24 protein-coding genes are annotated in these 23,756 nt (G+C 42.9%); 14 read left to right on the forward strand and 10 right to left on the reverse strand.

Annotated features, from left to right (window positions below; genetic code table 11):
• Window positions 1-343: 343 nt before the first annotated feature.
• Together K5Q73_RS04005 and K5Q73_RS04010 are read left to right on the forward strand one after the other, a co-directional pair.
• Window positions 344-883, forward strand: a complete 540-nt coding sequence (locus tag K5Q73_RS04005) for a YfaZ family outer membrane protein (RefSeq protein WP_220765312.1) — start codon at window positions 344-346, stop codon at window positions 881-883.
• A 322-nt stretch (window positions 884-1,205) separates the two neighbouring features.
• The gene (locus tag K5Q73_RS04010) at window positions 1,206-2,876 is read left to right on the forward strand and encodes a 7TM diverse intracellular signaling domain-containing protein (RefSeq protein ID WP_220765313.1); all 1,671 of its coding nucleotides are present in this window, start codon (window positions 1,206-1,208) and stop codon (window positions 2,874-2,876) included.
• A gap of 80 nt (window positions 2,877-2,956) precedes the next feature.
• Here K5Q73_RS04010 and K5Q73_RS04015 read toward each other — a convergent pair whose 3' ends face one another.
• Complete coding sequence (locus K5Q73_RS04015; protein WP_220765314.1) at window positions 2,957-4,306, reverse strand: RsmB/NOP family class I SAM-dependent RNA methyltransferase; 1,350 nt, start codon at window positions 4,304-4,306, stop codon at window positions 2,957-2,959.
• Window positions 4,307-4,433: 127 nt separating this feature from the next.
• Window positions 4,434-5,111 carry a DUF2461 domain-containing protein gene (locus K5Q73_RS04020; RefSeq protein WP_220765315.1) on the reverse strand — a complete coding sequence of 226 codons (678 nt, stop codon included), beginning with the start codon at window positions 5,109-5,111 and terminating at the stop codon, window positions 4,434-4,436.
• A gap of 170 nt (window positions 5,112-5,281) precedes the next feature.
• On the opposite strand from K5Q73_RS04020, the gene K5Q73_RS04025 reads away from it, so the two are divergent.
• The 3 genes from K5Q73_RS04025 to K5Q73_RS04035 all read left to right on the forward strand — a co-directional run bounded on the left by K5Q73_RS04025 (window position 5,282) and on the right by K5Q73_RS04035 (window position 7,307).
• Window positions 5,282-5,737: a YaiI/YqxD family protein gene (locus K5Q73_RS04025; protein WP_220765316.1), complete on the forward strand. Its 456-nt coding sequence runs from the start codon at window positions 5,282-5,284 to the stop codon at window positions 5,735-5,737.
• A gap of 411 nt (window positions 5,738-6,148) precedes the next feature.
• On the forward strand, window positions 6,149-6,976 hold the full coding sequence (locus K5Q73_RS04030) for an AbaSI family restriction endonuclease (RefSeq protein WP_220765317.1): 828 nt from the start codon (window positions 6,149-6,151) through the stop codon (window positions 6,974-6,976).
• 124 nt (window positions 6,977-7,100) lie between these two features.
• On the forward strand, window positions 7,101-7,307 hold the full coding sequence (locus K5Q73_RS04035) for a hypothetical protein (RefSeq protein WP_220765318.1): 207 nt from the start codon (window positions 7,101-7,103) through the stop codon (window positions 7,305-7,307).
• A gap of 78 nt (window positions 7,308-7,385) precedes the next feature.
• Here K5Q73_RS04035 and K5Q73_RS04040 read toward each other — a convergent pair whose 3' ends face one another.
• The gene (locus K5Q73_RS04040; RefSeq protein WP_374706802.1) at window positions 7,386-7,568 is read right to left on the reverse strand and encodes a putative quinol monooxygenase; all 183 of its coding nucleotides are present in this window, start codon (window positions 7,566-7,568) and stop codon (window positions 7,386-7,388) included.
• 145 nt (window positions 7,569-7,713) lie between these two features.
• Window positions 7,714-7,914 (reverse strand): putative quinol monooxygenase, encoded by a 201-nt coding sequence (locus tag K5Q73_RS04045; protein ID WP_308443288.1) that lies wholly within the window; start codon window positions 7,912-7,914, stop codon window positions 7,714-7,716.
• A 442-nt stretch (window positions 7,915-8,356) separates the two neighbouring features.
• Between K5Q73_RS04045 and K5Q73_RS04050 the strand changes: the two genes are divergently transcribed.
• From K5Q73_RS04050 to K5Q73_RS04065, 4 genes are all read left to right on the forward strand, one after another.
• The gene (locus K5Q73_RS04050) at window positions 8,357-9,751 is read left to right on the forward strand and encodes a glutamate decarboxylase (RefSeq protein WP_220765320.1); all 1,395 of its coding nucleotides are present in this window, start codon (window positions 8,357-8,359) and stop codon (window positions 9,749-9,751) included.
• A gap of 59 nt (window positions 9,752-9,810) precedes the next feature.
• On the forward strand, window positions 9,811-11,553 hold the full coding sequence (locus K5Q73_RS04055) for an aspartate:alanine exchanger family transporter (protein WP_259650828.1): 1,743 nt from the start codon (window positions 9,811-9,813) through the stop codon (window positions 11,551-11,553).
• Window positions 11,554-12,085: 532 nt separating this feature from the next.
• Window positions 12,086-13,177, forward strand: a complete 1,092-nt coding sequence (locus tag K5Q73_RS04060) for a PfkB family carbohydrate kinase (protein ID WP_220765321.1) — start codon at window positions 12,086-12,088, stop codon at window positions 13,175-13,177.
• Window positions 13,171-14,085 (forward strand): pseudouridine-5'-phosphate glycosidase, encoded by a 915-nt coding sequence (locus K5Q73_RS04065; RefSeq protein ID WP_220765322.1) that lies wholly within the window; start codon window positions 13,171-13,173, stop codon window positions 14,083-14,085. The genes K5Q73_RS04060 and K5Q73_RS04065 overlap by 7 nt, the downstream gene beginning before the upstream one ends.
• Window positions 14,086-14,176: 91 nt before the next feature.
• Here K5Q73_RS04065 and K5Q73_RS04070 read toward each other — a convergent pair whose 3' ends face one another.
• Window positions 14,177-15,445, reverse strand: coding sequence for a dicarboxylate/amino acid:cation symporter (locus K5Q73_RS04070; protein WP_220765323.1), 1,269 nt, complete (start codon window positions 15,443-15,445; stop codon window positions 14,177-14,179).
• Between the two features lie 496 nt (window positions 15,446-15,941).
• On the opposite strand from K5Q73_RS04070, the gene gltS reads away from it, so the two are divergent.
• From gltS to K5Q73_RS04085, 3 genes are all read left to right on the forward strand, one after another.
• A complete protein-coding gene (gene gltS / locus K5Q73_RS04075; protein ID WP_220765324.1) occupies window positions 15,942-17,171 on the forward strand; it encodes a sodium/glutamate symporter in 1,230 nt (409 codons plus the stop codon).
• A 139-nt stretch (window positions 17,172-17,310) separates the two neighbouring features.
• Complete coding sequence (locus K5Q73_RS04080; protein ID WP_259650829.1) at window positions 17,311-17,823, forward strand: RNA polymerase sigma factor; 513 nt, start codon at window positions 17,311-17,313, stop codon at window positions 17,821-17,823.
• 30 nt (window positions 17,824-17,853) lie between these two features.
• Window positions 17,854-18,225: a DUF6768 family protein gene (locus K5Q73_RS04085; RefSeq protein WP_220765326.1), complete on the forward strand. Its 372-nt coding sequence runs from the start codon at window positions 17,854-17,856 to the stop codon at window positions 18,223-18,225.
• Between the two features lie 62 nt (window positions 18,226-18,287).
• Here the strand turns inward: K5Q73_RS04085 and K5Q73_RS04090 are convergent, their stop codons facing one another.
• The 4 genes from K5Q73_RS04090 to pepT form a co-directional block, all read right to left on the reverse strand.
• On the reverse strand, window positions 18,288-18,821 hold the full coding sequence (locus K5Q73_RS04090) for an NUDIX hydrolase (protein WP_220765327.1): 534 nt from the start codon (window positions 18,819-18,821) through the stop codon (window positions 18,288-18,290).
• 76 nt (window positions 18,822-18,897) lie between these two features.
• On the reverse strand, window positions 18,898-19,686 hold the full coding sequence (locus K5Q73_RS04095; RefSeq protein ID WP_220765328.1) for a tRNA (adenine(22)-N(1))-methyltransferase TrmK: 789 nt from the start codon (window positions 19,684-19,686) through the stop codon (window positions 18,898-18,900).
• Window positions 19,687-19,789: 103 nt separating this feature from the next.
• Window positions 19,790-20,494: an NAD-dependent epimerase/dehydratase family protein gene (locus tag K5Q73_RS04100; protein WP_220765329.1), complete on the reverse strand. Its 705-nt coding sequence runs from the start codon at window positions 20,492-20,494 to the stop codon at window positions 19,790-19,792.
• Between the two features lie 161 nt (window positions 20,495-20,655).
• Window positions 20,656-21,882, reverse strand: a complete 1,227-nt coding sequence (gene pepT, locus K5Q73_RS04105) for a peptidase T (RefSeq protein WP_220765330.1) — start codon at window positions 21,880-21,882, stop codon at window positions 20,656-20,658.
• A gap of 205 nt (window positions 21,883-22,087) precedes the next feature.
• On the opposite strand from pepT, the gene K5Q73_RS04110 reads away from it, so the two are divergent.
• Window positions 22,088-22,858 (forward strand): ABC transporter permease, encoded by a 771-nt coding sequence (locus K5Q73_RS04110; protein ID WP_220765331.1) that lies wholly within the window; start codon window positions 22,088-22,090, stop codon window positions 22,856-22,858.
• Window positions 22,859-23,072: 214 nt separating this feature from the next.
• Here K5Q73_RS04110 and K5Q73_RS04115 read toward each other — a convergent pair whose 3' ends face one another.
• Window positions 23,073-23,300 (reverse strand): hypothetical protein, encoded by a 228-nt coding sequence (locus K5Q73_RS04115; protein ID WP_220765332.1) that lies wholly within the window; start codon window positions 23,298-23,300, stop codon window positions 23,073-23,075.
• A gap of 222 nt (window positions 23,301-23,522) precedes the next feature.
• Here K5Q73_RS04115 and rsmS point away from each other — a divergent pair, with 222 nt between their 5' ends.
• Window positions 23,523-23,684: a pleiotropic regulatory protein RsmS gene (gene rsmS / locus K5Q73_RS04120; RefSeq protein WP_220765333.1), complete on the forward strand. Its 162-nt coding sequence runs from the start codon at window positions 23,523-23,525 to the stop codon at window positions 23,682-23,684.
• The last annotated feature ends 72 nt before the right edge of the window (window positions 23,685-23,756 follow it).

The following is a 23,756-nucleotide window of genomic DNA, read 5'->3' on the forward strand; positions in this document are numbered from 1 at the left end:
AGCCAATTAGCTTCAAGCCTAATGCTGGTAAGGCTTTGATGACTATATCTCGATTAGTTTCGGGCTAAGTTACCACATAAGAAATAGCGACATTTGTTTTTTTGCAGTAAAACATTTCTGTTGTGATAAAGGCATGACTAACATAAAGAATTCACAAGTAAAATTCATATTTACTCGGTTGTTACTTTTTGATTCGCTTGGGTGTTAATGGTTGTTTGCGTTGTTATTTGGTGTGTAAGTTGTTTGAGTTTGTTTAAATGCCAAGTCTGAGCTCAGGTTTCTATAAAAATGTGTCAGCCCTTTATGTATGCTTGCCGAAAGCTTATAAGTTTCGGAATCATAAATGACAGTAAAAACCTTAATGGCAACGCTTGTATTGAGCAGTTTGTCTATCAATACCTATGCGACAGATTTTACGTTTGGTATCAATGACGACATGTTGTCGACAGAGTTACAGTTTGATCTTAATAAAGACGTTAACGCATCCCTTGAGTATATCTATGCTGATAAGGGAGGGCAGATGCTATCAGGTGCCATGCATATTGCTCATGACGCCGGAATTCATCACTTTGAATTGGGTGCCAAATTTTCTCAAGTGTGGTCAAAAAAGAGTCAGAACGGCAACTTTGTTGGGCTCGGCGGTCGCTATGCCATGCATTTAGGCTCGAATGTTTCTATTCATGGTTCAGGGTATTATTCGCCATCGGTATTATCATTTGGTGATATTGACGGTTCTTGGCAATTAGATGGTCGAGTGCAGTATAGTCTTAATCCAGCTTTAGCTCTGTTTGTGGGATATCGAGACATTCGTTTACAGTATGACAATGCATCAAATACTAGCTTAGACTCGGGATTTTATTTAGGTGCTAAAGCGTCTTTCTAATTAACACTTCCCACTTGATTTACAGATAGATTAAGTGGCTAAGGTTGGCATTTTACCAGCCTTAGTCACTTCCGCTGGTAATGTGTTGCTTTCTTTTACTCAGTTTGAGCTTTCAGCCTCACTTCTGTTTTGCACAAATGACCCCTTTGAAATACCTTCAACACCGCCTATTTAATCGTTTAGCTTAGGCGCGATTATCGCATTCAGTTCATGATTGAATTGCTGCCTATTTGTTGTTTATGTAAACTACTGTCACAAAACTTTAGTAAAATGTGAGGCGAGTGCCGAGCAACATAAATTAAACAGGTAGGTAACGCGGTTAATGCTAATAAAAATAATGCGACTACTGTTACTGCTGTCGGTGTTTATATATAGCGATGTAAGCTATGCGCGCCAAGCAGCGGTTATCGAGCAAACGTTCATTTTTAATGCTGAGGCTGAAGACGAGGCTCCTAAAGACTTTTTACAGACTATCTCTTGGATGGACTCTAAAGAGAAATTGAACAGAGTATCGCTTTCTGGCGGTGACTACTGGATGGTGTCAGCGGTGAAGGTAAATAATTACAACACTCGCTGGACGGTTAATGTCAAAAACTCGATTATTGAGTCCGTCGATTATTGGTTAATCGGCGAAGACAGTTCTACGCAGTATTTTCATAGTGGTTATTACGCCCCTTATGAGTTCTTGTTTGACTATGCTAGAAGCGTAGAAATGAGTATAGGTGTGAATTACTGGCTGGTCACTCGAGTCAACAGTCGTTACTTTTCATCTCAGCCTAAACTTCAAGTTGAAGTGTACAAAGAGCACCAGCGACAGTCAGATATTTATGCCTTGTTCATCATCCTTTGTATAGGTGGATTAATCTTTATTGCGCTATATAACGGGATCATTTTTGTTTCTATCCGTGATAGAGCATTTCTTTATTATGCTTGTTATGTTCTGTGTTATTTGATTGGCTGGGCGCTAACTTTCCACTTACCTGCTCATCTGTTTGATTTTCATGATTTGGAGATACACCATCTGTTTTTTATTGGGTTACCAATATTTAATATTCTATTCTATATCCACTTTTTGCAACTGCAAGATTTGTCACCAAAGCTTTATCGCCTCAGTTTAGGGCTAATGTGGTTATGCATTATTGCCTTGCCGACGAGTATGTACTTGGTTTCCTATACGGCAATAATTGCATCTGTGTTGATCATGCTTTGGATAGCACTGGCGATGTTTTGTGGCAATGTCTGCCTGTTGAAGGGATTTCATCCTGCACGCTATTTCCTGTTAGCCTTCTCTTGTTTATTGTTACCTGCAGTGTTGATCTTGCCGGGGAATATGGGGCTGACGCCTGACTTTTTTGATAATGCCGAGCTGGCGACTTTGGTTGGAGGTGCAGCCGATGCTTTATTATTGTCATTTGCGCTAGCCTATAAAATTCGCTTGCTGTCAGAAGAGAAAGAGCGCCATATAGAAATACTTGAAGTCGCAAGGAAAAATGCTCGCACAGATAAGTTAACAGGGCTGCCGAATCGTTTCGCATTTGATGAGTCCATGCTTAAGGGCTTGCCCTTCGGTGCTCATGCCTCTAAACAGTTATGTTTGACCTTAGTTTCGTTAGAGGGATTACCCTTACTGACCCGAAAACTGGGCCATAACGAGGTAGATAAGGTAATTTGCGGTGTGGCAGATTCTCTTAGACAGGTTTATGAGCATATAGATGCAGAATGTGAGTTAAATAATACCTATCGAATAGCAGACAATAGTTTTGTTATTGTATGTGATGCAGAACTTTCTCATAAGATACAGCTGCAGGTTTCACGGATCCAATCAAGTTATTTGATTGATCACTACAGCGATGTGAGCATTCATCTTGGGGTCAGCTTTAACATGGATGTCAATGATAGTGGTCAATGGTTGCGGCAATCTGAGCATGACTTATACAAAAATCAGAGTGTTAAGCGTCGAGAAAGGTATGTGCATAGTTTAGGTCAGTTATAATTTTATTATCGAACGAGTTGCATAAAAAACGCCATACAGAGTATGGCGTTTTTTATTTTAAAGTTAATGCTTAATACCTGTTAGCGCTTGCTCATTTTAGCAACGAACATGCCATCGGTATCGGCCTCATGGGGCCATATGGTGAGCATCTGAGCGGGCTGTCCAGTAAATGGATGAGTCAGGGACTGCAGCTCAAACTCGGGGTTGGCCGCTAAAAACGCATTGACCACCTGTTCGTTTTCAATAGGCGAAAGTGAGCAAGTGGCATAGACCAGCTGACCTTGTGGTTTAACCGCTTTGGCACTGCGGGTTAAAATATCTAACTGCAAGGCATGCTTATCGGTAACGACGCTTGCCTCATCGAGCCAGCGCATATCTGGGTTACGCCGCCAAGTACCGGTGCAACTACAAGGCGCATCGACTAACACGCCATCGAACGCATTGGCTTTAACGGGTAAGTCATCGCTTTTCCATGGCGCGGTACTGATGCCATTAAAGCCAGCACGCTTAGCACGCTTTATTAATTCCTCTAACGGCTTACGGCGAATATCTGATGAGATAATCGTACCTGAAGCCGAAGAGTCCTGCCTTAGCATTAATGAACGTAACTGTAGTGACTTGCCACCCGCGCCGCTGCAAGTATCCCACCATTGCTCGTCCGCTTTAGGTGCACAAATTTGACCTATGACCTGTGAGCCTAAATCTTGGATCTCAAGTTCGCCGCGCTGGTAGGCATCAATTGCATTTAGGTTAACGCTTTTATGACCAAGGTTTACCGCGTCATCAAAAAACTCACTGGCAACAGCTGTGATGTCGTTGTTTGCAAGTGACGCAATGAGTTGCGCTTGAGTGAGTGTTTGCGCGCGGCCCCAGATTGGCGGGCGTGAGCACATCGCTTCGATAACCGCCTTTTTGTCTGCATCATCGACTTGGGAAACATGCCAAAACCACTCAGGTAATAACTCTGTATCAACAAAGCTAATATCGGCAAGCTGTTGGTTTAAGTAGTCACATCTGTCGCTAACACTGGACAATGCTTGGGTGGCTGGGCTTAGATTAAACTTAGCAGACTGGTTGGCAAACTCACGCCAAGCTTCACTAAATTGAGTCCATTTATGGGCTTCTAATTCAGCAACAAGGCTTAAGCAAGCAAACCAGCTAGAATCTTGTTGTTCACTGCTATGGAGCTTTTTAAGCCAGCCCCACCAACGAAATAGAGCAAACAAACTTTCTCTTATGACGCGTCTGTCTTTAGAGCCATGTTTCTTATGAGTTCTAAAGTACTCACCGACAATACGATCAGCAGGTAGCTTTTCGTTCATCACATTCAAAAACAGTTGATGAATCGTATTGCTATAGCTTAACGCGCGCTTTTGCGCTGGAGTCTGTGCTTGAAAAGCGTCTTGTGGAGATGTTGAAGGTTCTACCATTAAATTGTGCCTGAACTCGCCCAAAATAGGCTGGAAATTAAAACTGGCGCAATTGTAGCAGAGATTGCACTTGCGTGTAGAGGCGCTTGATACAAACGCCTCACTGCGTTGTTAGATAAATGGAGTGTTAATAATCAAGATCTAACGCAAAGCACAGGTAACGCATCAGTTGCTGGCAAGCAGCAAACTCATGGGCGCAAGTTTCGGCAAAATCAGCTTGGCAAATTTGCTCAATAGTCAGCGGTTTTATAGCGATAAAGTCTTTGCGCTTAAGCTCTTCTAGCATGGGGTTCGCTTTGTCATAACCTTTAGGTGGGCGAATGAGCTTGCTGCCTTGCATCTCAAACCCTTGGGTAGTTAATTCGCGTAGCGCTTTTTTATAGCCATTGGGGTTTTCATCTATGCAACTTCGAATGGCGTTGAGGGCTTTAGATTCTGGGTGCCAAATTCCCGCACCAATAAAGCAGCCGTCATTGGCAATGTGCAGGTAGAGCCCTGGAGCGTGGACATCTTTGCCTTGAAAATGGCGGAACTGAATCCCGACATTGGTCTTATAGGGCGTTTTATCCTTACTAAAGCGGCTGTCACGTTGAGGGCGCATCATGCTGCCACCAACTTTTTTAGGTACGGCAGTTAATCGAGGTGACAGCCCAAGAATATGTGGCTGCATGGCTTCAATAAATTTTAATGCAGGGGTGCGGACTTTATCTTCGTATTGTTGTTGATTGGCTTTAAACCACTCTCTGTCGTTATTAACCGAAAGTAGGTTTAAGAAATTAAAACATTCAGGAGAAAATTCGCTCATAGGAATAACGACCTAGCTGTAATTTATTAAAGAAGCATGTAGCGAAATCATATCTTAGGCAGGTGTATTTTATCTAGTTTTTATTGGCAGCTATGGCTAAGGATAATACGCAATAGCTGTTATAATTCTTTGTTGATTCTATCTGGCTGTGGCCTATGTGAGGAGTGGTAATGAAAGTTTGGGTTGATGCAGATGCGTGTCCTGGGGTGATTAAAGAGATTTTATTTAGAGTCGCAGATAGAGCCAAAATTGAAGTGACGCTGGTGGCCAATCACTGGATGCGTATCCCGCCATCGCCTTATATTAACTTGAAAACGGTCTCTTCAGGTTTTGATGTGGCTGATGATGAAATCGTTAAACTACTTAGTGCTGGGGATCTTGTGATTACGGCTGATATTCCACTCGCATCAGAAGTGATAGACAAAGGAGGCGTCGCCTTAAATCCGCGCGGCGAGCTTTACACTGAGCAAAATATTAAGTCGATTCTAAATATGCGCGATTTTATGGACACCATGCGCGCCAGCGGTGTACAAACAGGCGGTCCCGCGGCTATCGGCGCCAGTGAGAAGCAAGCCTTTGGCAATCAGTTAGACAGGTATATTACTAAGCACCATAAGCCGAGTTAAGACCACATTGACTACCGAATATGATTAACTAAAGCTGTTATTTTCTAATGCAGCAATTAGCTAAATACTACTAAATAGCAAAAAGGAGAGTCTCAGCTCTCCTTTTTGCTAGGCGTTAAGTCAGTTGCAACGAATTCTTTATTATCAAGCTTACCAGCCCATTCGATGTTAGTTTTGATAGGCTCAATAACTGCGGCATCATCTTCATAAGCAAGTTGACCAAGGATACTGAAGACTATGCTTGTTGGTAACGTTTGGTTAAGACTGAGCGGTGTAATATAGGAGTTAAAGTCTTCGTTATCATTTTTTGCTTATATTGCTGTTTACTGGTGTGCTTGAAAGCTGGAAACATATAGAATCTCGCTCCTTTTACTATTTTGTCACTATCTTATTTTGATGAAAACCTTACATATGACTCGGCAACTCCAGCGCTGTAAAAATAAGCGCTTTGAGTTGTATGCCATTACTCGAATTATCCATAAAGTTGATGATCTTGATATTAAGTTTGTCACCCAGCAATACGTTGCACGGCCTAACGGCTTTGCGCTGACGGATCTTTACTTACCGCAGCTTAAGCTACACATCGAAATTGATGAGGGGTTTCATCAAACACAAATCGATGCCGATAAAATTCGAGAGCTTGATATTATTACCTCGACCGATCATGAGGTTAAACGTATTGATGCCTCGGTGCCAATTGAGCAGATTAACCAACAAGTTGACCAAATTGTTGCTGGGATCCGGCAAACAGTTGAGGAGCAAAAAACAGCTGGTCATTTTCAGCCTTGGGATCCTGAAACTGAGCATAGCGTGAACTATCTTCAGAGCCGAGGTGTTATTCGTGTCAGTGGCAATGTCGCTCTGCGTACTTCATCTGAAGTCTGTAACCTACTCGGGCATAACTATAAAGGGTGGCAGCGATCTTCAGCTAGCGTACCTCACCATCCCAATATAAGGCTGTGGTTCCCAAAACTGTACCCCAACGAGCAGTGGTTCAATCATATCAGCTATGATGGCTGTGAGATCCATGAATACTGTATCGAGTCGGAAGTTAAGAAGCGTCAGTTTATCGATAAAAATCTCGCTGAAAATATTCAGCAGATGGTTTTTGCTCGAGTTAAAGATGAGCTAGGGCAGACCATGTACCGCTTCAAAGGGCTCTTTATTCTCGATAGAGATAAAACCAGTTACGAGTCAGGTGTCTATTGGAAGCGTGTTGCAACCGAGTTTGAACTATAATTTGTGAGGCTGTAAACCAACGCTGAGAAAGGAGAGTTCAACTATAATATTAATAGTGAACTGTCTTATTTCAGCAGATGCACAAAGTATTTCGTTAGGTTAATTAACACAGTAGGTGGGGATTATGGCGGAGCTTAAGATACAGGTTGTCGGAGACGGATTAGGATTAACCCTGCCAAGGGAAGTCATTGATCAGTTACATATACAAGCAGGTGACAGTATTTGTTTAGAAAAACTGCCCCATGGCAGCTATCGCTTAGCCAACGTCGATGACAAACTTTCGGAGCAGATGGTGCTAATTGAAGGCTATATGCATGAAGAGGATGCTTAGCTAGATAGCTGCTAGTGAGCGTTCTCTTTCATTGTTTATGCGGTTTATATCGTCGTGCTCTACTCACTAGCGTTAAGTTCAGCCTATTACTGTCATCTCATTGAGGGTAAATTCTTTTACCATTCCCTCTGTTGCCGCTACATAGTCTCTTAAGTGTTGCGAGTTCAGATGAGCTTGCAAACACTGTTTTGAAACCCAGTTTTCATAAAAGGTAAAATGCGCAGGATTTTCGTTATCTTGGTGCAGGTCATATTGTAACACCAATCAGTATAAAGATTTGGTCGCCATTCTGGAGCGTTTTTGGCTGTCTACTTCAGCGTTGAAAAGCTTTACAAGGGAATAGCCATTCTTACAGCTATTCGCCTTGAATTAGTTTGCCAAAAAATGCTCTGAGTAGATCAACTTCTTATACTGATTGGTATAAACAACCTTCTTCGTCTCGAGTTTTTGCAATCAGCTTTATCAGTTCGGCTTTTACTTGTTTAGTCTTATCGGCATGGGCTGTAATATTTGCCACTATTGTTAAAGGAGTGGCTAATCGAGAGTTCAATGTGGTTGTCGATTGAGTCATGTTGGTTTCACGTTCAAAATCTAATGAGTGTGACATTAAGGGTAATAGGTTTATTCGTTAGCAATAACAGCGTAATGATTGATTCATTGTCAAAATAATATTCAGAGTTAACTATTACGGCCATAATCCAGTCTGCATTGCAAATCAGCTAATTTAAAATTGGCGATAAATAACAACTACTCCCATACTAATTTGTACATTTTAAACATTAACCAACTCGAACTGATTCATTGGATTAGGTTTTATTTTGCCCTAACTCCACCCCTTAGCGAGCTTGAATGCTGTAAGCGGTCTGTTTGTTGCTGCTTTCAACTGGTATTTGTGTGTAATTATGTGTTTTAGATTAACTTTTGATTAATTCCTAGTTTTACTGTCGGTTGGGTGTTGCGGTGGTGTGCACTATCTTCTATGTTGGTTACATCAGCTGACCATCGCCAGCTAGTAGGAAATTCTATTTAATTCATTGGAGTAAAATATAATGCCTCTTCACTCAAAAGATACTGTGCGAGATGACCTCTTAGATGATATCTACTCATCGTCAGACTTAGCTTTATCCATGCCTAAATACAAGATGCCTGATCAGGAGAATAATCCTCGCCATGCATATCAAATCGTACACGACGAGTTGATGATGGACGGAAATTCTCGTCAAAATCTAGCGACATTTTGCCAAACCTGGGTTGAGGATGAAGTTCATCAATTGATGGATGAATGTATCGATAAGAACATGATCGATAAGGATGAGTATCCTCAAACCGCAGAACTTGAAGCTCGCTGTGTGCATATGCTTGCCGATCTTTGGAACTCTCCTGACGCCGAAAATACCTTAGGTTGCTCAACCACGGGATCGAGCGAGGCTGCGATGCTAGGTGGTATGGCATTAAAATGGGCTTGGCGTAAGAAGATGAAGGCTTTAGGTAAGCCCACTGATAAGCCCAATATGGTTTGTGGACCCGTGCAGGTTTGCTGGCATAAATTTGCACGCTATTGGGATATCGAGTTACGTGAGATCCCGATGGAAGGCGATCGTTTAATCATGAATGCAGAAGAAGTGGTTAAGCGCTGCGATGAAAACACCATTGGTGTTGTACCCACGTTAGGGGTGACGTTTACTTGTCAGTACGAGCCAGTAAAGGCAGTACATGATGCGCTCGACCAGTTGCAAAAAGATACTGGACTGGATATTCCAATGCACGTTGATGCCGCTAGTGGAGGCTTTTTAGCGCCATTTTGCCAACCAGAGCTAGAGTGGGACTTTACCTTACCAAGGGTAAAATCGATTAATGCGTCAGGGCATAAATTTGGTTTAAGTCCTTTAGGTGTGGGTTGGGTTATTTGGCGAGATGCGTCAGCCTTGGATGAAGATCTGATATTTAACGTGAATTACCTTGGCGGTAATATGCCTACCTTCGCATTGAATTTCTCAAGACCTGGCGGCCAGATAGTTGCGCAATACTACAACTTTTTGCGTTTAGGCAAAGAAGGCTACAGAAAGATCCATCAGGCTTGTTATGACACCGCGCAATACCTATCAAGTGAAATAGAAAAGCTGGGAATGTTCGAGATCATTTATGATGGTCATGACGGGATCCCTGCTATGAGCTGGTCTTTAAAAGAGGGCGTGGACCCAGGATTTAACTTGTTTGACCTTTCTGATCGTATTCGCTCTAGAGGTTGGCAGATTGCGGCGTACGCTATGCCACCTAAAAGAGAAGATCTAGTCATAATGCGGATTCTGGTGCGTCATGGGTTTAGTCGCGATCAAGCAGATTTATTAGTTGCTGACTTGAAGCACTGTGTCGAATATTTTGCCGAACATCCAATTTCACACGGTAGTGATGCCAAAGAGTCATCAGGTTTTAATCATGGTTAACTAGTCGAAAGGCCGTCTACAAAGACGGCCTTTTTTCATTCCGTTTAGTATGAGAAATGATGATGAATATTTCTGAGTTATTCAGTTTTGTGTTTAGTTATATTGCTCATAATCCCTTTGTGTTTCTTTTTTTAGCCATTGCTATTGGCTATCCGCTTGGAAAAATAACTATTAAGGGTGTTGCATTGGGTTCAACGGCAGGGACCTTAGTGGTTGGTGTCGCGATAGCCCTGACAGCCTTTTCCGTTTATGGATTAAAAATCGAGGAGCCCGGCCTAGTATCTGACATCTTCTTAATGATGTTTATGTATGCAATAGGCATGAAGGTTGGGCCACAGTTTTTCTCAGGCCTAGCTAGAGGTGGGTTAGATTTTGTCGTGATTGGCTTGATTGTGGTCTTTAGTAACTTCCTGATTGTATTTTTTGGGGCTAAATTATTGGGATTAGCTCCTGGGTATGCCGCAGGGATTATATCGGGCAGTTACACAGTGACAGCCGTGATGGGCGTGGCACAGTCAGCCATCTCCTCAGGAGCATTTAAGGCTCCTGCAGGAATGACGCTAGATCAAGTCAGCGCTAATATTGCTGCAGGTTATGCTATCAGTTATGTCTTATCAAGTGTGTTCATTATTCTATTGATCAAATACTTACCAGCAATGTTTGGTATCGATCCTGTTAAGGCGGGTAAAGAGGCTGAAGCGGAGTTTGGTGTTGGTGATGACGTAGAGGCACTACCAAGTACTAGTGGATTCTCAAATATTGGAGTGCTGCCATTAGATATTCGTGCTTATCGGGTCGAGCACCAAGAACTCGTTGGCCAAAGCGTAGAGTCGCTGTTTAAGAAGTTTCCCCATGCCGCTGTTTTAAAAGTGGTTCGTGGTGAACAAGTATTTGATGCGGCGGATAATCCAAAACTTGCCTTAGGTGATGTTATCGGTATTCGTGGTGATTACAATGTGTTGATTGCCGATGGCGAAGCTGTAGGAAGAGAGGTAGATGAACCTAGAGCTAGAAACGTCGATATTGAAGTGGCTGATGTTCATTTGGGTAAATCTAACTATACCGGTAAAACTTTAAGTCAAATAAGCGAAGAGATTGGCTTTGGTGTTTATATTAAAGCAATATTTCGTCAAGGGCATCAGTTGCCAATAGCGCAGCAAACTGTAGTTGAGGTTGGTGATGTATTACGGATTGCAGGTTCAGATTGGTGCGTTCAACAAGTCGCTAAAAAGTTAAATAGTACACCAATCGTAGAAAGTACATTAACGGAAACCTTTTACCTAGCCATTTCCTTGCTGATTGGTTATGTATGTGGACATTTTAGCGTGACCTTAGGTGGGATCCCTTTTGCATTAGGAACTTCTGCGGGCTGTATGTTAACCGGAATTATATTTTCCTTCTTAAGAACTCGTAACCCAACCTTTGGTGGGCCTATGAGTGAAGGAGCAAGGAGTTTCTTGCAAGATATCGGTTTAAGCTTATTTGTCGCGGTGCTTGCTGCAACGGTTGGCCCTAAGATTTTGGCTTCGTTTCAAGGTATTGTCGTGATTAAAATCGCGGTTCTTGGCTTAACAGCTGCACTTGTTCCTCCCTTGTTAGCTTGGATATATGGCTTGTATTTCCGCAAGATGAATCCTGCAGTACTTGCTGGAGCATGTGCGGGCGGACGTAATAGCACACCTGCTATGAAAGGGGCTCAAGATGTTTGTCAAAGTGATATGCCAGCCGTTGGCTATCCTGTACCTTATGCGCTTACCTCTATGATTGTATTGGTACTCGGTTACTTAAGTATGGTGCTCTAGCACTTAGAACAAGTGCTTAGCGTTAAGGTTTAGTGCTTGTTTAGAGTGAAAGGATAGATAATAGGTTTATGATACTCACAGTTACTGCCAAGACAGCTCTTTGTGAGACAGTCCTTCTGGAGTGTGAGTATCGGCCTTTTATTGTACTCATCGATATTAATTTTACTTCCAGCCGTCATATCTAGTTGTATCCATTATTAGCATTTTTCTATTAAATCAAAGCGCCTCATCTCCAGCTATTACTCATTAAATAGCAGAGATGTTGTTCTGCCTTAGAGCTTGCTCTGACTGTATTCGCGCCATTTAATTTACGAGAACATTCTATTTGACTGCAGATGACAGGTTGTTAATCAACATCTAATTTAGCGTTATTTAAGCTGATACTCTTTTAGCATCTCGATCACAATTTCCTCCAATCGAACATTGTCGCTCTTGATTAATCAATTAATTAAGCATATCCTCCGCACAAGTTTAAACAAAAGTTTGGTATCCAAACAAATGTCTGTTTGGCCGTGTCGACTGGATAATAATAATGACAGAACGCGAACTCGAGATACTAGCACTACTTAAACAAGACCCGTTGATCCCACAGCAGAATATTGCCGATCAATTGGGGATCAGTCGCTCAGCAGTGGCTGGTCATATCATGAATTTAACCCATAAAGGCGTGATTAAAGGTAAGGGCTATATCCTAGCTGAATCTCGCTATGCCATCGTGATCGGTGGTGCCAATATGGATATTCTTGGCCGTCCCTTACATACCCTACAAGTTGGCGACTCAAACCCTGGTAGCGTAACCTGCTCGCCTGGTGGCGTGGGCCGCAATATCGCAGAAAACCTAGCCAGACTAGGCTCTGATACTCATCTAATTAGTGCGCTTGGTAAAGATACTTATGGTCAGATGATCATGACTCAGTGCCAACAGGCGGGTGTCGATATGAAAGCCTGCATTCAGTTAGATGAGTTTGCTACCTCTACTTATTTATCTGTACTCGATGGCGATAGCGATATGCATGTTGCCATTAATGACATGGCGATTTTGGAAAAACTCAGCGTTGCTGTGTTAAAGACCCATGAAGAAGTGCTACGCCGGGCAGAATTGATCATTGTCGATGCTAATTTATCGGCAGAGTCTTTGGAGTACCTGTTAAGTAACTTCTCAGATAGACCCATTTTTGTCGATACAGTTTCTTGTGCTAAAGCCAAGAAAATTAGACCTTTCTTAAGTTCAGTCCATACCCTAAAACCTAACCTTAAAGAAGCTGAGCAGCTTTCTGGGATCAGTATTGATAGTCATGATCAACTCCCTGAGTTAGCGAACTGGTTCCACAGCCAAGGCGTAAAGCGCATTTTCTTAAGCTTAGGTTGTGATGGCGTATTTTATAGCGATGAGGGCGTACAAGCCTTAGTTCCAGCTATGACCGTGTCAATGGTCAATGCCAATGGCGCGGGTGATGCATTTCTTGCTGGTCTGGCCCACGGCTGGATCCAGCAGTGGACCACTGAAGAGTCAACTCAATTTGCTATAGGAGCCGCGGTTGTTGCGCTGTCTCACTTAGCCACAATAAACCCTAATATGTCTGAAATTACCGTTAAGCGCGTTATCAAGGAGTCGTTATGTTAGAGCAGTACCTAGATATTAATCCAGAAGTTGCAGCAGCATTAGCAGCAGGTAAGCCTGTAGTTGCATTGGAATCGACCATCATTTCTCACGGTATGCCTTATCCGCAAAACGTAGAAACGGCGCTTAAAGTTGAGCAGATCATTCGTGACAACGGTGCAGTACCTGCAACAATCGCAATCCTAAAGGGTCGTCTTAAAGTGGGTATGACTCACGACGAGATCGAGTACTTAGGTAAAGCAGGTCTAGATGTGATTAAGACTAGCCGTCGTGATATTCCGTTTATCGTTGCTAAAGGCGTTGACGGTGCAACAACGGTTGCTTCAACTATGATTTTGGCACAGATGGCCGGTATTAAAGTGTTCGCTACAGGTGGTATTGGTGGTGTTCACCGTGGCGCGCAGCAGACTTTCGATATTTCAGCTGACTTACAAGAGCTAGCAAATACTGATGTAACAGTTGTTTGTGCGGGTGCTAAGTCAATCTTAGACATAGGCCTAACTTTAGAGTACTTAGAAACTCAAGGTGTACCTGTTATTGGTTACCAAACCAGCACACTACCAGCATTCTACACACGTGAAAGCGAGTTTGGTGTTGATTACCAACTTGATACTCCAGCGCAAATTGCTGCGGCAATGAAAGCTAAGTGGGATATGAACCTTAAAGGCGGTATCGTTGTTGCTAACCCAATCCCAGAGGCACATCAGTTAGATCGCGCTATGATCGATCAAGTGATTGCTGACGCGGTTGCAGAAATGGACAGCAAAGGCATTTTCGGTAAGGCGTCTACACCATTCTTATTGGCTAAAGTGGCTGAAACCACTAAAGGTGTGAGCTTAGCGGCTAATATTGAACTTGTATTCAATAACGCTAAATTGGCTGCGAACATTGCGGTTGAATACGCAAAGTAATTAAAAAGTATACTTAAAGCAAAAGGCACCTTAGGGTGCCTTTTTCATATCAGTGTTTACCTGTTAGGTAACGTTTTTACCCGTTTGCAGATTATGTGCGTGTTTCTGCATTGAGCTCCATTGACGATGCTGGTTCAAAGTCATGCTGCTCACTATGGTCAACAATACTCACCACGGCAGAGTCGCCTACCACATTTGTGCTGGTACAGAACATATCGATGATACGATCTAGAGCTGCAACTAATGCGATGGCTTCAACAGGTAAGCCCATTTGATGAATCAACACACCGATCATCACAATCCCGCCACCAGGAACGCCACCTGCACCAATAGACAGTAAGAACACGCTAAATGCGAGCGCTGGAATTTGATCTGTGGTGATAGGGTAGCCAAAGGCATTACCGACAAAGAAAGCGGCGACAGTAATATATATGGCTACACCACTCATATTCATGGTCGCCCCCATAGGTACACCAAAGCCTGCAACGCTAGGCTTTACGCCAAGTTTGTCAGTTAAGGTACGCATGGTGACAGGAATCGTGGCATTCGAACTTGCCGTCGAAAGAGCAAACAGAAACTGCTCGCGGGTTTTACGGCGAAACTCACCTGCAGAGATGTTAGTTGTCATGCCTACGACTACCGGATATACCACAAGGGCCCAGACGGCTAATAAGCTTAAAATTACCGCCATATAGCTCAATACGCTGACAAATGCAGAGGGCTCGAAGGTGGCACCCAGTTTGACCATTAGTGCGAACACACCAATAGGCGCGACTTGCATAACAACGGTTATCGCTTTAAGCATGACTTTGTTGCCGTACTTGAAGAAGGTGACGATGGGCTTTACATCTTCGCCAAGGGCTTTAATGATGCCGCCAGTAAGCAGTGCCATAAAGATAATTTGCAACATATTACCATCTGCAAACGCCTGGAATGGGTTGCTTGGAATAATATTAACAATCATATCGATAAAGCTAGGCAAGCTGGTGGAGGTCAGGGCTGCGCCATCTTCTCCGGTTAGTTGCATGCCTTGACCGGGAGCTATCAGTAGTGCAAGAGCAATAGCCGCTGCAATCGCAATAACGGTATTGATTAGGTACAAGCCAAACGTCTTACTGCCGAGGCGCCCGAATGACTTTAGATCTTTTAGCTCGATAATACCGCTAACGATACTGAAAAATACTAACGGTACAACCAGCATCATAATGAGCTGGACAAACATGCTGCCGGCGCCGGATGCAATATCTACTAGGGTGGTATTGGCAAAGCTATTGTCGCTAAAGCCATATTGGAAAAGTGTGCCGAGTAATAAGCCGGCAAATAAGCCAACGAATATACGGGATGATAATGATTTGAACATAAGTCTGCTGCCTTCAATGATGTTGGTTACTTCCTTCCTTAGATAAACGCTCCCTGATTGGTATAAAAAGTATTCAACTAAAGAGAAGTGGATCACAAGTCCGACCAAGTTATTTGCTGTAAATTGTATTGTTTTTACTCAGATGCAAAACTTGTGGTTATCGATTTGTTAACATTTTTAATGGTTCAACCTATATCTTCCGATATTGCTTTGCAAGTTTGCCGCTTTGTTGCGCCTTGACCTAGTAGAAGGGAGCTTTGTATATCACGATGGCTGTGGGTTTTGACTGTAGCGACTACAGGAGCAGGTAAATATCAGGCTAATATGACTTTAAAGGATGAGTTAACAAGTTAACGTGTTGTAAAAGAACGGGTGATTAATTCGCACAAAATCTCTATGATGATGTAATTCGACTCGAGTGAGCCCGCAGCTTCAGGTGAAAGGGTGCTCTGTTTGGTATTGCTTATACATTTTGCAAAGGGATTGAACGCTTGTCATGGAAACACAATTAATTGAAATTAAAGATTTCGTCTCTTTTACCTTAGCGATCATCGCGCTATTTATTGGTAAATATATTATTTCTCGCTATGAATTACTCAGGAAATACAGTATTCCTGAGCCCGTTGTCGGTGGCTTTGCCTGCGCGGCGATTGTCGGCATTCTTTACTACGCTTTCGATATTCAGGTTGAATTTAATCTGGAAATTCGTGATGTATTATTGCTGTACTTCTTTGCAGGTATTGGTTTAAAAGCCGATTTTGCAACACTGTTAAAAGGCGGTAAGCCGCTACTTATCTTGATTATCCTAGCCAGTGCATTCATCTTCTTGCAAAATTTTACAGGCGTGACCATTGCCACCTTATTTGGTTTAGATCCCAAGGCAGGCCTGATGTCTGGTTCGATTTCACTCATAGGTGGTGTGGGCACGGCGATGGCCTGGACGCCAACATTCGTTGAAGAGCTGGGTATCGTAAATGCAAGTGAACTCGGTATAGCCTCTAATACCCTTGGACTGATTTCGGCCTGTGTGATTGGTGGCCCTATTGCTGCATATTTGATGAAGCGCCATAAAGTGCAAGCAAACCATGATTCAGATCTCGATATTGGTACCAGCCATCAGGCGGGGTCATCACATATTAAGGTCGACTACTTTGGTGTTTTACGAGCTTGGCTATGGCTAAACGTCACCCTGATCATTGGTTACTTTATCGATCTGGCCCTACAAGAAGCTGGGGTTAAGCTGCCTATGTTCGTCGCCTGCCTACTGGCGGGTATTATCATAGGTAATATAGGAAGAGCCATTCTAAATCGCAGAGAGGTCAAGGATAGAGCCTATTTAGACGATGCGTCTCAGGGCTTGTCGCTTATTCAAGATATCTGCTTGGGTATGTTCCTGACTATGGCTTTGATGAGTCTTAAGATTTGGGAGTTAGAGGGTAGCTTGCTCTATATCTCGGTAGTCATGGCCGTACAGGTATTATTATCGATAGTATTTACCATCTTTGTGGTATTTAGAATGATGGGTAAAGACTATGAAGCTGCGGTTATTTGCTCAGGCTTTGGTGGGGTGACTTTAGGTTCTACTGCTACGGCAATTGTGAATATGACGGCAGTGACTCAGCAGTATGGTGCAGCCCATAGAGCCTTTATTATTGTGCCACTGGTATGCGGTTTCTTTATCGATATTATCAATGCCATGATTATTAATTTGTTCGTCTATTTTTAAGCTTTAATTTTTACAATTGAGACAGGTAAAAGGGAGCAAAAGCTCCCTTTTTTCTTATGTTGCGTGAACCTTTTGCTCCGCTGCATCGTCTTTATTAAACAGACATAGGAGAGCACTTATTAGCATACAACAAGCACAAATTGAGCTTTGGGTATTAGAAGTGCAGTCCGGTGACAGCAATGCATTTGCCAATCTATGCCAGCACTTTTATCCCCGTGCGATTAGCTTTGCCGTTAAGCTCTGCGGTGACGTACATCTAGCTGAAGACGCCGTGCAGAATGCGTTAATTAGGCTAGCTAAAACCGTAAATAAACTTCAGGATCCAGGCGCAATAAATAGTTGGGTGTTTAAACTCGTACGCTGGCAAGTGCAAGATTTGCTCAAGCAGCAAAAACGATACCAGCCAATGGAAGGTACAGAGCCTCTTGTCCGAAATGACAAGTTTGATGATGGTGATTTGGCTAAAGCGCTTGCCAAACTCCCAGATATAGAAGGGCAAGTTATTCATCTTTTTTATCTCGAGGGCTTGAGTTTAAAGGAGATAGCCAAGGTGCTTGAGATCCCACAAGGAACCGTTAAGTCGCGTTTATTTAGAGCAAGAGAGCGCTTAAAGCAAACATTAGACTCAGTATCGGATTCGGGATCTGAATAGCGATTAGAACAAACAGTAGGAGTAGAGATTATGGATATCGATGAAAAGATCCGTCAGCAGCTGCTAAAGGAGTCGGAGCAGATAAATAGTCGACTTAAGCGCGATCCAAGCTTATTTGCCATGCTAGGCGATGCCTACAAGGGGCGTTTAGGTGGCTGGATGATCCTAATGAGCATTATTGCCTTTGTGTTGAGTTTGCTTATGTTGTGGTCAGGCTATCAATTCTTTTTTGTTGTGGTGAGCCCAGCGGAGCTAATCAAGTGGGGAGTGACGCTTTTGCTGGCAAGTATGATGCAAATCGCGATTAAGATGTGGATCTATAACGAGATGAATAGAAATGCGATTCAACGAGAGATAAAGCGACTCGAATTAGCGATTGTGAAACTTGAAGGCAGCAAATGATTGGTATTTCAGCGTGGACAGGCAACAAGTCCACGCTTTTACGTTGCCATAGCAACTGACTGCTACTTTAAAAGCTCAGCTACTACACGCTTTAATAGAAACGTTTCTCGTTCAATCGACATACCTTTTTTAGGGCTATGTGCCATGGTGTGTTCGTTGTGCGCAATAGCTTGATGGATGTTGATCCATACTGGCGTCATCCCATTTTGAATTTCATGAGCTTCTAGCCGAGTCTCACCCAGTTCAGCATGGATATCGCAAACAAAGCAGAATGATTCCATATGTACTACATCAAAATCATCCTTGTACCAGGGGCGAAACTCTTCGTAGCGGCCAAAATCACTAATGACCTCGATATTTTTAGCGCCAGTTTCTTCCTCTAACTCACGGATCAGGCCACAGCGAATATCCTCACCTTCATCGACGCCACCACCTGGAATACTGTAATCATGATAACGTTCGGTGTAGAGCATTAAGATCTCTTCACCCTTGAGGATAATGCCGCGAGCCGCTTGGCGATGGAAGCTTTTAGTCGCAAGTTCATCTGCGGTAAGCTGAGCAATATCGGCATGAATAGTGGATTTTAACAGACGCATGGAGTGACTCATTGTTTTAAATTAGTGGTAGCTTAAGGTTATTAACCAAGCCCTGTCTTACAAGCTATTACTTGAGCTAAATGCTGGCATGTAGCTTTTGATAATCAGTAATAACAGTGTTGATAAAGGTTTGCTCTGCTTCTAGCTCAGCTTGTTGTTCAGCACTGAGCTTAGCTTTCGCTAAGCCTTGAGCAATCCGCTGATAATGCTTTAGTGTATTTTGCAAATAACATTTATCTAAATTTCGGTTTAAATTCCACATGTTAGAGCCCACTGCGCTGAGAGGAACTTGGCTTGTACTCGACAGGTGTAAGATCTCGTAGAAGCGTTTGTTCTCTTGCATCAGGTGCTCATCGATAAGCCCTAAACCTAACTGCGCCATTGCAGTGCGCACTTTATAGATGTGATGCACAGGGCACAGAATAAACTCCAATGAGTGCTGTGGATGGCGAGCAATAATTTGCTGAACCAGTTCTATGGTGAGTTCGCCGCCGACACCTGCGATGATAATTAACTGACGTTGCGCCTTGTCGGCTAGAGCAAGCTGAGCCACATCGAGGCAATGTACTTGCCAATAGCTTTGGCTGTCGTTCAATGGGCATTTGCTAAACTGACTTGTATTTACCGTTATGTCGACTGAAGCGCCCTGTTGCTCTAGCTCAGCATCTGGGTAAAACCGTTGTAGTTTTTGTTGCACTTCAAGCATTAGGCTGGGTACAACATCGACAAAGTGAATGTTGTGAGCGGCCTTTCTCGCTAAAAGCGCGGCGCCGAGTAAGCCGTGATCGCAGCAGCAATCCCAGATATGCTCGTATCTTGGCTCTATCATGCTATCTATCTGTTTCAGGCGCTGACTAATTTTCAAACAAGCTCTCGATATCGAACGACAAAGGCGGCTATTTTAAATGATCTCATGGGGAGCGAGTCAATAATTATCAGACTCAGGCTCCATTTTCGCACTTCCTCGATTAGAGCATTTCGTTATTGGAGACAAGGGTGACTAGCTGAGTAGATTGTGAAGCATTTTCCGCTTGTACTGGCTCAGCTTGTACTGCTAGTGCATGAGCTAACATGGCGTTAGCCACTTTGTCAGCTTCTATAGGGCGATATTGCTTCAAAGCGCCGATAAACAGAGGTGAGATAAGTCGAAACAGCTGTTTTCCCATATCTTCTAGTAATCGGGCTTCGCTACGTTTACCTAATAGTAAGCTTGGCTGAAACAGCCATAAGCGTTTAGTCAATCTTGGTTGTTGGCTGTGAGTGATGATTTCTGCAAGCGCCTCTTGAGTTTCACCCTTGACGCGATTATAGAAAGTCTTTGATTGGCTGTTTGCCCCGAGCGCAGTGACTACATAGTTACAATTAGCCTGGCATTTAGCGATAAAGTCGATGCAAGCGGTTTTATCTACTGCGATAAAAGCATCTTGGCTACCGGCTTTCTTGATCGTGGTACCTAAGCAGCAAAAGGCATGGTCGATTGTAAAGGGTAATGCTAGCTGCTGAAGTTCGCTAAGAGAGCAGGAGATAAAACTTACTTGAGTTGCTAGAGCGTTATTATAGTGGGGCTGTTTTCTCCCCAGCACGAGAATATTTTCATATTGACCTGAGTCGATTAACTTCTGTAGCAGGTGTTGTCCGATAAGCCCTGTGGCACCAATGATTGCAGCGTTCATTTCAGTCTTAGCTAAGAGGGTTAATAGTGTCAGTTTAGAGGCTGTGCACTGGGAAGCAAATACTATTTATTTTTGCTCACCATACCTTTGCTAACAGTAACAAAAAAGGCCTGAAGAACAGGCCTTTTAAACGAGATTAACAGGTGTTGTTATAGCAATCGCTACTCTTTGTGTTGGGCTGTGAGTTTGGCGATTTCAATAATGGTCTCGGTAGCTTTCACCATGGACTCGACACATACATATTCGTGTTTGCCGTGGAAGTTATGCCCGCCGGTAAATAGGTTAGGGCATGGCAGTCCCATGTAAGAAAGACGAGAACCGTCTGTTCCACCACGAATAGGTTTGATGAGCGGCTCAATACCTAAGTTTTGCATCGCTTGTTTGGCGATATCGATAATATGTGGATACGGTAACACTTGTTGCTTCATGTTCAAGTAAGAGTCTTCAACATCTATGGTTAGCTGACCTATGCTGAGTTCGGCATTATATTTTTCCACTAATTCTGTTAGCCAGCGCTTTCTCTGCTCAAACAATTCAAAGTCAAAATCACGGATAATATAAGTCAGTGTTGCTTTTTCTGTTACGCCTTCCATACCCAGTAGATGGAAGAAACCCTCATAATCGCGGCTATTCTCTGGTGTATCCTTTAATGGCATCTTAGCGTGAAAGCGTGCAGCGATGGTTTGGGCATTGACCATCACACCGTAAGCTGTACCAGGGTGACAGTTATTACCAGAGGCTGTAATGGTTGCAGTAGCGGCGTTAAAGTTCTCGTATTCAAATTCACCGACTTGGCCACCGTCAATGGTGTAGGCCCACTGAGCGCCAAAACTCTCTACATTAAAATGGTCGGCGCCGCGGCCAATCTCTTCATCTGGGGTGAAACAGAGCCTAATTTTACCGTGAGGGATCTCGGGGTGAGTCAACAGATGATGCAGTGCACTGATGATCTCGGCAATACCAGCTTTATCATCACCACCGAGTAGGCTAGTCCCATCAGTTGTTATAAGCGTTTGGCCAACATATTGATTTAGGCTGCTAAATTGCTTAGGTGATAACACCTCTTCAAGGCCTAATTGAATGTCTTCGCCGTTATAGTTTTCAATCACTTGAGGCGTAACATTTTTGCCACTGAAATCAGGAGCTGTGTCTAAATGAGCGATAAAACCTATGCTAGGCGCGTTTTCAACATTGGCAGGCACAGTGGCGGTTAAATAACCTTTATCTGAAAGCTGTACATCTTCAAACCCAAGGCTGACAAGCTCTTGACGTAAATGCTGAGCAAATACAAATTGGCTATGAGTACTAGGTACATTCTGGCTTTGGCCGTCAGATTGTGTGTCAAAACTGACGTAGCTTAAGAATCGCTCAAGTAACTGTTGCTTCATAATCTTAGTTTCTAAAATAGCAAAAAGTGTTTTGAGTCTAGCAAGGCAAAAGCGGAATTCATTAGATATTGATCAAGTTTTTCTTAATGGGTTAATATTAGTCAAGGCTAATGTGGTGTTGATGGCCGCGGAAATGCTGCTACCGAAAGGCAAATAGTTTGGTTATATTAGGCCACAGATTTTGCTGTTTAAGAGATAAATATAAATGGATATAGCTTGGCTGCAGTTAGGGCTATTTATGCTGGTGCTATTGATCCCCTTAGCAATTGGACGGTATTTTCAATTAGGCTTAAGCCGCGATATGGCATGGTCAGTAGTGCGGATGACGGCGCAGTTGATTTTGGTTGGCCTCTATCTGCAATACCTATTTTTACTCGATAACCTTTGGGTAAACCTTGCATGGTTACTGGTGATGTTGCTAGTTGGTTCAAGCGCTATTATTAGTAAGGCTAAATTACCCAAAAAACGACTCTATATGCCGGTGTTTTCTGGTCTAGCCTTAGGTATGTTGCCGGTGCTTTGGCTGATGATGGTCTATCTATTAGCACCTGAACCTCTGTATACCGCGCAATATTTGATCCCTACCGCGGGCATGCTTTTAGGTAATTGTTTGAGCGGCAATATTGTTGCATTGCAGCGACTGTTTGGTGCTTTCAATGATAGAAAATCTGAGTATCAAGGTGCGTTGGCACTTGGTGCCTCACCAGCTCAGGCGAGCTTGCCATTTATGCAATCGGCGATGCAGCAATCTTTTGCCCCGATTCTTGCTTCTATGGCAACTATGGGTCTAGTTACACTGCCCGGCATGATGACGGGACAGATTTTAGGTGGTGTAGATCCGCTAATTGCTATTAAGTATCAACTAGTGATCTCTGTGGCTATTTTTGTCACTTTATCCATATCTGTCTCAACCACATTAGTGCTGTGTATTCGCAGTGCCATTACAGAGACAGGCCGAGTGCGGATCAGCCTTTAAGCTCAGCAACCTAATTTAGCCTGCGCCCTGTTCAATTGAACAGGACGGCATTGATGTGGAAAAATAAGATTACCCTAGAAAATAAAAATGGCTGTACAGCATACGCTGACAGCCATTTTTTTATTGAACGATCGCTTATTGAGCAGTCATTTGTTGGAATTTATTTATTAAGTATTAAGTATTAAGTATTAAGTATTGAGTATTGAGTGCGGCTTTACAGCACCAACTCCATATCCAGTTCAATATCAGTACAGCCTTTCTTGCAGCAGATGCCAGAAACACTGTCTTCTTGTCCTTTTACAGGCAGTTTCATTTGCAATGCTTGATTGCACACAGGGCACAGAACAGTGTTACCTTTAAAAACTCTTTTTATAAGGTTTTTCTGTTCATTAAAAGATTTTGCTGTGGTGTCATTAATCACCGAGAAATCCATTTTTGCCATAAATAATTTTTGCCTTTGTAATGTCTATTCACAATATTGATTGTGTCTTCTAAGGCCGAGTATATCTAGGCTTTCAGTGGTAATAAAGCCCTAGTGTAACGAATAGCAATTAAGTGCGGTTTTTTAAGTTTACTCTTGCCCTAGCAGTTTCTTCGTTGAGAAGCTAAAAAGCTCTGAGTATACTTAGCCACTCTTTTACCCTCAGATTAAAGTTGACTAAATATGAGTGATAATGCACCAGCAAGTGAGTTAGATACGGCGCCAGAAGAGGTGAAACTTGCAGTGGATCTTATTTTTTTGTTAGAGAGTCATCAGATTGAGCCAGCTGTCGCTTTAGCAGCTCTTGAGATCGTTAAAACGGATCTAGAGGCTAAGCTGGCTTAATAACACTAAGCTTATTTCTTGTATTAACTAATAAATCTACAGACTGGAAATAGCCAGCTGTTAGAACCGATT

Source organism: Shewanella sp. MBTL60-112-B2, from assembly GCF_019655055.1.
Classification (GTDB): Bacteria; Pseudomonadota; Gammaproteobacteria; order Enterobacterales; family Shewanellaceae; genus Shewanella.

Excerpts from the sequence above, each read along its gene's own strand:
- K5Q73_RS04005 (WP_220765312.1), top strand. The coding sequence starts at position 344 with ATGACAGTAAAAACCTTAATGGCAACGCTTGTATTGAGCAGTTTGTCT.
- K5Q73_RS04010 (WP_220765313.1), top strand. The coding sequence starts at position 1,206 with ATGCTAATAAAAATAATGCGACTACTGTTACTGCTGTCGGTGTTTATA.
- K5Q73_RS04015 (WP_220765314.1), bottom strand. The coding sequence starts at position 4,306 with ATGGTAGAACCTTCAACATCTCCACAAGACGCTTTTCAAGCACAGACT.
- K5Q73_RS04020 (WP_220765315.1), bottom strand. The coding sequence starts at position 5,111 with ATGAGCGAATTTTCTCCTGAATGTTTTAATTTCTTAAACCTACTTTCG.
- K5Q73_RS04025 (WP_220765316.1), top strand. The coding sequence starts at position 5,282 with ATGAAAGTTTGGGTTGATGCAGATGCGTGTCCTGGGGTGATTAAAGAG.
- K5Q73_RS04030 (WP_220765317.1), top strand. The coding sequence starts at position 6,149 with ATGACTCGGCAACTCCAGCGCTGTAAAAATAAGCGCTTTGAGTTGTAT.
- K5Q73_RS04035 (WP_220765318.1), top strand. The coding sequence starts at position 7,101 with ATGGCGGAGCTTAAGATACAGGTTGTCGGAGACGGATTAGGATTAACC.
- K5Q73_RS04045 (WP_308443288.1), bottom strand. The coding sequence starts at position 7,914 with ATGTCACACTCATTAGATTTTGAACGTGAAACCAACATGACTCAATCG.
- K5Q73_RS04050 (WP_220765320.1), top strand. The coding sequence starts at position 8,357 with ATGCCTCTTCACTCAAAAGATACTGTGCGAGATGACCTCTTAGATGAT.
- K5Q73_RS04055 (WP_259650828.1), top strand. The coding sequence starts at position 9,811 with ATGATGAATATTTCTGAGTTATTCAGTTTTGTGTTTAGTTATATTGCT.
- K5Q73_RS04060 (WP_220765321.1), top strand. The coding sequence starts at position 12,086 with ATGACAGAACGCGAACTCGAGATACTAGCACTACTTAAACAAGACCCG.
- K5Q73_RS04065 (WP_220765322.1), top strand. The coding sequence starts at position 13,171 with ATGTTAGAGCAGTACCTAGATATTAATCCAGAAGTTGCAGCAGCATTA.
- K5Q73_RS04070 (WP_220765323.1), bottom strand. The coding sequence starts at position 15,445 with ATGTTCAAATCATTATCATCCCGTATATTCGTTGGCTTATTTGCCGGC.
- gltS (WP_220765324.1), top strand. The coding sequence starts at position 15,942 with ATGGAAACACAATTAATTGAAATTAAAGATTTCGTCTCTTTTACCTTA.
- K5Q73_RS04085 (WP_220765326.1), top strand. The coding sequence starts at position 17,854 with ATGGATATCGATGAAAAGATCCGTCAGCAGCTGCTAAAGGAGTCGGAG.
- K5Q73_RS04090 (WP_220765327.1), bottom strand. The coding sequence starts at position 18,821 with ATGCGTCTGTTAAAATCCACTATTCATGCCGATATTGCTCAGCTTACC.
- K5Q73_RS04100 (WP_220765329.1), bottom strand. The coding sequence starts at position 20,494 with ATGAACGCTGCAATCATTGGTGCCACAGGGCTTATCGGACAACACCTG.
- pepT (WP_220765330.1), bottom strand. The coding sequence starts at position 21,882 with ATGAAGCAACAGTTACTTGAGCGATTCTTAAGCTACGTCAGTTTTGAC.
- K5Q73_RS04110 (WP_220765331.1), top strand. The coding sequence starts at position 22,088 with ATGGATATAGCTTGGCTGCAGTTAGGGCTATTTATGCTGGTGCTATTG.
- K5Q73_RS04115 (WP_220765332.1), bottom strand. The coding sequence starts at position 23,300 with ATGGCAAAAATGGATTTCTCGGTGATTAATGACACCACAGCAAAATCT.
- rsmS (WP_220765333.1), top strand. The coding sequence starts at position 23,523 with ATGAGTGATAATGCACCAGCAAGTGAGTTAGATACGGCGCCAGAAGAG.